Below are 6,340 nucleotides of genomic sequence, written 5' to 3'. Positions count from 1 at the left end.
TCATCGGCTGAACAAACGTTCGGGCGTAATCTTTCCATTTCTTAACGGGACGAGTGACGCAGGGCTTATTGATCGATCTTCATTTCTGACCCGAAAAATCTACATGAAACCGGGCCCGCTTCAGATCGTTGATGAGCATGGACTTGAATTTCGAATGTCAGGGTGCAGGTCGGCCTTTGCTCTTGGTTCACGGGCTGGGCGGAAGCTTGAGGTCTTGGGGCAGCATCGTGCCGATGCTCAGCCCTGTGCGCGAGGTGGTTTTGGTCGATCTGCCGGGGCACGGGTTGTCTCCGCCACTTGAGGGGCGTCAGGCGGTCGCCGCCTATGCGGATGCGCTTGAACACTTCATCGACAGCAACGATCTGGCGGGCGTCGATACCGTCGGCAGTTCCGTCGGCGCCCGGCTGGTGCTGGAATTGGCACGGCGTGGAAAAGGTGGCCATACGGTCGCCTACGATCCGGGCGGTTTTTGGCATGGCTGGGAAACCGCCTGGTTCCGCTCGACCCTGGCTGCGTCAGTCCGACTGGTGCGCCTCTTGCGGCGGCACATCCCGGCGCTATCGCAAAACCGGGCCGCGCGGTCTTTGCTGCTGGCGCAGTTATCGGCACATCCCGGCCGCCTTGATCCTTGGTTGGTTCAGGCCGAACTGACGTCAATCGCCACGACCGGGGTTTTCGATGCCATGCTGTGCGAACTGGCGCATGGTCCATTGCAGGAGGGCACGGCGACGCCACCTGGACGGGTGACGATCGGCTGGGGACGACAGGATCGGCTCTTGCTGCCCCGCCAAGCAAAGCGCGCACAGGCAGCCTTCCCGACTGCTCACCTGCACTGGTTCGACCAGTGCGGTCACTTTCCGCAGTGGGATCGCCCAGGGGAGGCAGCGGAGGTCATCTTGAAGACGGTGCAGGGATGAGGTGCGGAGCATGGGCTTGCAATGTTGGCACAGCCTGTCGCGGCCCGATATGCACTCATGACAAGCGAAGTGGCACCCTTCTGCCAAGGTGGCCCCATGACCCAGCTTGTTCAGCCCCGCCTTGTCAACCCGCCCGACGGCGATCCCGGTGCCTATCTGGATTTCCGCTTCGGCCGGCGTGCAATGCTGTTCGACATGGGCGATCTGTCGCCGCTGACCCTGCGCGAACTTTTGCGGGTCAGCCACGTGTCCGTCTCGCATGCCCACATGGACCACGTTGCGGGCACTGACCGGCTCCTGCGACTGCGCCTCCACTATCCGCGACCGCTCCGCATGACCGGCCCCGAGGGCTTCGTCCGTCAGATCGAGAGCCGCCTTGAAGCATTCACCTGAAACCTTCTCGATGACACCTCCACCGACTTCCGCCTCACGGTGCAGGAGTTCGACGGCAGCCGTGTCGCGCGAGCGGCCGAGTTCCGCGCGCGCGACGCTTTCTTCTGCCGCGAACTTGTTCCGCGGGAGAGCTGCCTGAAGGCGTCGGGCTCGCCGAAGAGGATTTCCGCGTGGAGGCCGCATCGATCGACCACCGCATCCCGTCGCTCGCCTTCGCCTTTCAGGAAAGCCTCCGCGTCAACGTCTGGAAGACCGCTCTCGACGGCATGGGACTCCCCGTCGGGCCATGGCCCGAGGCGCCCAAGAGCGCCATCCGCAGGGGCGCTCCGGACGATCAGGGGGGTCGGATTGCGGACGGGGCATCCGCTCGACGGCTTGCTGGAATACCTCGGCTGGCGCGGCAAGCGCTTCGCCAGTGTCGATCACGTCGATCCGCTTGTCTTCGAGCCCGGCATCGCGCTCGCCCCGCGCCTGATGCCTGTCCGCATCGCCCTGCGCTGGCCGCGCCTTGCAAAGAGCGCCGCCTCCCGCGCGGCCTTCAGGCTGTGCTGCCGCCTCCTGCGCGCTTCGGGGCCTGCCGCGCGGCTTGCCACGGTCGCGTTCCGCGGAAGCCCGAGCGCTGTGATGATCTACGACTGGCAGCCCATCGTCGACCACTTCCGCCGCATCGACGAGAGACGCATCCTCGGCCTCATGGAAATGCGTGGAGCGTCCCCCTACTTTTTTCTGCTGACCAGAATGGGCAAAACGATCGAATAATGAGGTGTTTTGATGATGGCGTTAGCGAATGTGATCAACCTTCGAGCGACTGCAAAGATGATGCAGGTTATGGCAATAACAATCGCTCCGCCTCCATCTGCGCTTCGGCCTTTCGAGCGAACAGTTCGGCCGACATGATCCGACCTCGTTGGCTTGGATGATGTTGGCCGCGTGTCGTAGGGTGTTGCTGGTCTGCAAATCACGCGACCATCTCGATGGTGTATTCTGCCCAGAGGCTGAACGCGTCAGCTCGGGCGTGTCGATGCGTTGCCAACCCGTGATCCGCGGCCAGTTTGGCCGTCAGCGCGTCAATTGTCAGATCCGGTTGACCGCAGCGATCACCACCTTCGCACGTCCAATAGAGACCTTCTCAAAAGGGCGCGATTTCGCCGCATGGGTTGGGCTTAAACCGCGAAAGCATTCGAGTGGTGGCAAGGAACGTCTTGGCCGAACATTGAAGATGGGCCAGAAGGACATCCGACGCTTGCTGATTATCGGTGCCATCGCCGTTGTCAGGTGGGCCGTGCGCAAGGGGGCATCTGAAGGCTTATGGCTGGCCCGTATGCTGACCCGTAAACCGAAGATGCTCGTGGCGGCGGCGCTGGCCAACCGCATGGCGCGCGCAGCCTGGGCGCTCATGCGCAAAGGTGAGGCTTACAGAGATCCGGGGGTTATGGCCGTATAGGTCAAAACCGTCGGTTTGTCGCCGAGAATGTGAGTAGGGCGTAGGAACGTAAGGGCAAACGGTCATGAGACCGGGTTGCGAGAACCATCATTCCGGACGATGTGCCACCGAGCACGGATATCCAAACTGGGCCCGACCTGCATATCTCCATAAGGGCTCGCAGCGTTTGAAAGGCTGCAACTTTCAGGCCTGACACACGACTGCACCTGATCACTTGCCCAAATGGTTCGAAAAAGTGCTTGCATTCATGGGGGGCGTCCACACACGTCCGATGTCCCCGCTCTGACGGCGCGATGGAGTGCCTGCTAGATGTCCACCATTGTTTGAGGTGGGCGATGGCGGGCAATAATGGTTAGCAGACGCTGCTTGGACAAAGGGACCGTCATGCATGCTGTCCAAAAAGAACGATGAGCCCGGCGATCAGCACGCAGCCAAAGAAACGCAGAATAATGCGAGACCTTTTTTGTCGGCTCTGTAATTCATCTGGTGAGGGTAGGGCAAGTACCGTATCCGCGTTCCGCGAATTGGTCTTGCGATCGCATTCATCCATTTCGGACGTTCCTTCTGACTTGTGCCAACGGCGGTATGGCCGTCCATATGGGAAAATTCTTGTCGTAACTGCGGCGGAAACACTCTGTTGCGGTGACAAATTGGGCAGGGTCGTTAGCTAGGTCAGGCCCCATTGAACCTCCAGCAAGGATCAGCACGGAAGGGCCGCACCATGACGATCCCTACGGGCCATCCTCGAGATGAATGGCGAAAGCTACCGCCTTGGACAAAGCAAGGCACGTCAGGAAACAAACAAAACCTAAGCCTCAATCAGCACAGATTGGCCCTCACGGGCCAAAGCACCCGGGCAGCCGCCAGCTATATGACAAGCGCGGACGCCCGGATGCTGGCGCTCGTCTGGACGCTGATCATACCAATCCCAAAGTGGCAACATTTTGCCCTGCCCTTTGGCTCACTTGTACTGTGCCGTTGACAGATGCAAATAAACGATCAGCAGGGACGCCGTCCTACCTGCCCATCATGAACCTTTGATGATACATCAATATGGACCGCGGTTGCTTCCCGCCGATTCTGTAAAAAAAACTCCCATGGGCGAGCGCAGAACTAGCTGTTCCAAATCCGGCGCGAGAGCCTTTCTTGTGAGGCTTTGTGCATTTGCTGCGGTGCGGGAAAGATCTTCGCCAGTTTTCGGAGGTTCTGGGCGGTTGCGGCGAGCAGGAATTCGGCATTTGCGGTGCATGGTCCACGTAATCGGAGGCTGTCGAGGCCGAGGATGCGTTTGAGGTGGGCGAAGAGCATCTCGAACTCTTTGCGCAGGAGCATCGAAATGGCGTATTGTCTGGTCTTGGCGATGTCGCGTGCGACCTGGCAGGCATCTTCATGTTCCTCGCGGGTAATCGATCTGGCATCTGCGTTCGGGCAGCATTTCACCTTGGACGGGCAGGCGTGGCAGGTCAGTTTCAGGGCGCGGTAATTGGCCCGACCTTCACAGATCGGCCCCTGGGTCGGCTCACTTCCGCGTGGAAATCTACATCTCAGCCGTAAAAATGCCCAGTTTTTGATGAATATAGATTAGGAATTTATTTGGGGATAATCTCATGTTTCTGGTTTCGAAGCTGCGCCGCTATTGGCGCGAAGAACATGGTAGCACCACGGTAGAAATGGTGCTGTGGATACCAGCTTTCTTCTACCTGTTCGTCATGATTGCAGATGCGTCGTTCATATTTTACGGCAAAAGTCAGACGCTGCAGATCCTGCAGGATGCAAACCGTGCGCTTTCGGTCGGTGCCATTGATTCCGAGGCTGCGCTTGAAAGCCGCGTGAATACCCTGATTTCAGGCTTGGGCTATTCTGGGATTGTTGACGCAATAATCAATAGCACCACGGGGATTGTGACGACGAAAGTCGTGGTTCCGGCGAACCAGCTTACAGCCGTCGGCAGCATACCTGGTCTTAGCAATTTCGAACTTGCAATCGTTTCGAGCCATTATTTGGAGCAGTAGAATGTTGTGCCGCCTTTCCAAAATGACTGGCGACTTCGGGCGCTGTGAAACAGGTGCTGGAACCGTTCTGGGGCTGTTCACATTCATGTCTGTCGCGACGATCGGGGCCATCGCGCTTGATGTCACCTACCTGCGAGCAACCAAGGACCAGCTTCAAATTGCGGCGGATCAGGCCGCTCATGCAGCACTATATCGTCGCTCAACCCAAAAGCATGAGCAGGCGCGCGCCGATGCAGTCGACCTTACGGACCAGATACTTGGCGGCGCCTCGTTCAAAGGTGCCTTGACAACGACTGACATCGAATTTGGCACATTCCTAAGTGAAACCAGAACCTTCACCGCAGATCCCGACTCTAAGACCGCCGTCCGTGTCGTCACCTCTCTCGACCGCGACAGAAACAACGCAGCCAATACGTTTCTTTTCCGCATGATCGGCATCGAAGACTTCGAGCTCCGCGCAGAGACCATCTTTGCCACCTATCGACCGGGTTGTCTGCGTGAGGGGTTCATCGCTGAAGGCGTGGTGGACATGCAGTCAAACAATTCCGTGCTGAGCGGTTTTTGCATCCATTCAAATAGCTACGTTTCGCTGAACCAAAACAACTATTTTCAGCCGGGTACAATTGTCGGCATGCCGAATGTCGAAGACCTTGACCTGCCGAAGTCAGGATTTGAACGCAACGATGGCCTTGCCGAAGCGCTGCGCAACCAAAAGATCAATATCCGCGTTCTGGATCACGTGAACAGCATCGACACACGTCTTAGAAATGGGGACATCGATACCGTCCCACATTATATCGACTTCCCCAGCATGCGGAGTTTATCCACGACGACGCTGTCTATGGCTGATCTGGTGCCTGGCAGCATGTATGACGTATCTTGTTCCGGCAAGCAGTTGACCATTGATGGAAGCACACCTTTGAAAAATGTGGTCATCGTGACCGATTGCCCTGTGAAAATGTCAAAAGGGGCGGCGCTTGAAGATGTGTTGCTGGTCACAAAGAGCGTTGATAGCAATTCCATCACGTCGCCAAATGGATTTCGGTTAGGCGCAAACGACTCTTGCGCCACCGGGGGCGGAGCCCAAATCGTCACATCAGGCGGGATCAACGTGGCTTCCGGCCTTCAGATTTTCGGAAGCCAATTGATTGCTCAGGGTGATGTGACGTTTGCGGCCTCGGCCGACAGCGTAGAGGGTGCGTCAATCATTTCAGCTGGCAAGATCGACGGAACATCAAACTCTCAGATCGGATTTTGCAATGCTGGCATGGAAGATAACATCGAGATCGATTATTTCCGGATGGTCAGGTAAGCCTCGGACAGACACTGTATGGTGGCGCTCAATTGACTGCTAGGTGTTCGGTCCCGGCATTTAATGGATCGGATTGACTTGCCTCAGGCAAAGTCCCTCAGTCTGATGTAGAGTCTGCGGGGGGTGTTGTCGCTCCATTGGCGCCACGATTTCGCATCGCAAAACAAAACAATGCAAAATGATCAGCAGCGGCAGAATATGTCCAATGCATGGGGAGCATTTTCCGTCCTTGAGATCGGGCCCGGGTGTGGTCTGACGGGCT

At 57.6% G+C, this 6,340-nt stretch carries 5 protein-coding genes and 2 pseudogenes; 6 read left to right on the top strand and 1 reads right to left on the bottom strand.

The window, feature by feature from the left end; translation table 11 throughout:
* Positions 1-131: 131 nt before the first annotated feature.
* From GZH79_RS14470 to GZH79_RS14455, 4 genes and pseudogenes are all read left to right on the top strand, one after another.
* Positions 132-917, top strand: coding sequence for an alpha/beta fold hydrolase (locus tag GZH79_RS14470; protein WP_349291213.1), 786 nt, complete (start codon positions 132-134; stop codon positions 915-917).
* Between the two features lie 96 nt (positions 918-1,013).
* Positions 1,014-1,310: a hypothetical protein gene (locus GZH79_RS14465; protein WP_211644477.1), complete on the top strand. Its 297-nt coding sequence runs from the start codon at positions 1,014-1,016 to the stop codon at positions 1,308-1,310.
* Positions 1,311-1,658: 348 nt separating this feature from the next.
* The gene (locus GZH79_RS14460; RefSeq protein WP_211644476.1) at positions 1,659-2,069 is read left to right on the top strand and encodes a DUF4334 domain-containing protein; all 411 of its coding nucleotides are present in this window, start codon (positions 1,659-1,661) and stop codon (positions 2,067-2,069) included.
* 325 nt (positions 2,070-2,394) lie between these two features.
* A pseudogene (locus tag GZH79_RS14455) lies at positions 2,395-2,754 on the top strand (transposase); the annotation flags it as partial.
* A 1,113-nt stretch (positions 2,755-3,867) separates the two neighbouring features.
* Here the strand turns inward: GZH79_RS14455 and GZH79_RS14450 are convergent.
* Positions 3,868-4,278 (bottom strand): annotated as a pseudogene (locus GZH79_RS14450) (transposase); the annotation flags it as partial.
* Between the two features lie 83 nt (positions 4,279-4,361).
* Between GZH79_RS14450 and GZH79_RS14445 the strand changes: the two are divergent.
* Both GZH79_RS14445 and GZH79_RS14440 read left to right on the top strand, forming a co-directional pair.
* Complete coding sequence (locus tag GZH79_RS14445) at positions 4,362-4,766, top strand: TadE/TadG family type IV pilus assembly protein (RefSeq protein WP_211644475.1); 405 nt, start codon at positions 4,362-4,364, stop codon at positions 4,764-4,766.
* A gap of 1 nt (position 4,767) precedes the next feature.
* Entirely contained in the window at positions 4,768-6,078 is a 1,311-nt protein-coding gene (locus tag GZH79_RS14440; protein WP_211644474.1) for a pilus assembly protein TadG-related protein, read from the top strand.
* Positions 6,079-6,340 lie beyond the last annotated feature (262 nt).

The sequence above is a fragment of the Loktanella sp. SALINAS62 genome, from assembly GCF_018263905.1.
Lineage (GTDB): Bacteria > Pseudomonadota > Alphaproteobacteria > Rhodobacterales > Rhodobacteraceae > Loktanella.
Note: the sequence above shows the minus strand (reverse complement) of the source record. Positions and strands in the feature narration are given on the sequence as shown.

Coding starts and splice junctions, on each gene's coding strand:
- GZH79_RS14470 (WP_349291213.1), top strand. CDS start 132: ATGAGCATGGACTTGAATTTCGAATGTCAGGGTGCAGGTCGGCCTTTG.
- GZH79_RS14465 (WP_211644477.1), top strand. CDS start 1,014: ATGACCCAGCTTGTTCAGCCCCGCCTTGTCAACCCGCCCGACGGCGAT.
- GZH79_RS14440 (WP_211644474.1), top strand. CDS start 4,768: ATGTTGTGCCGCCTTTCCAAAATGACTGGCGACTTCGGGCGCTGTGAA.
- GZH79_RS14445 (WP_211644475.1), top strand. CDS start 4,362: ATGTTTCTGGTTTCGAAGCTGCGCCGCTATTGGCGCGAAGAACATGGT.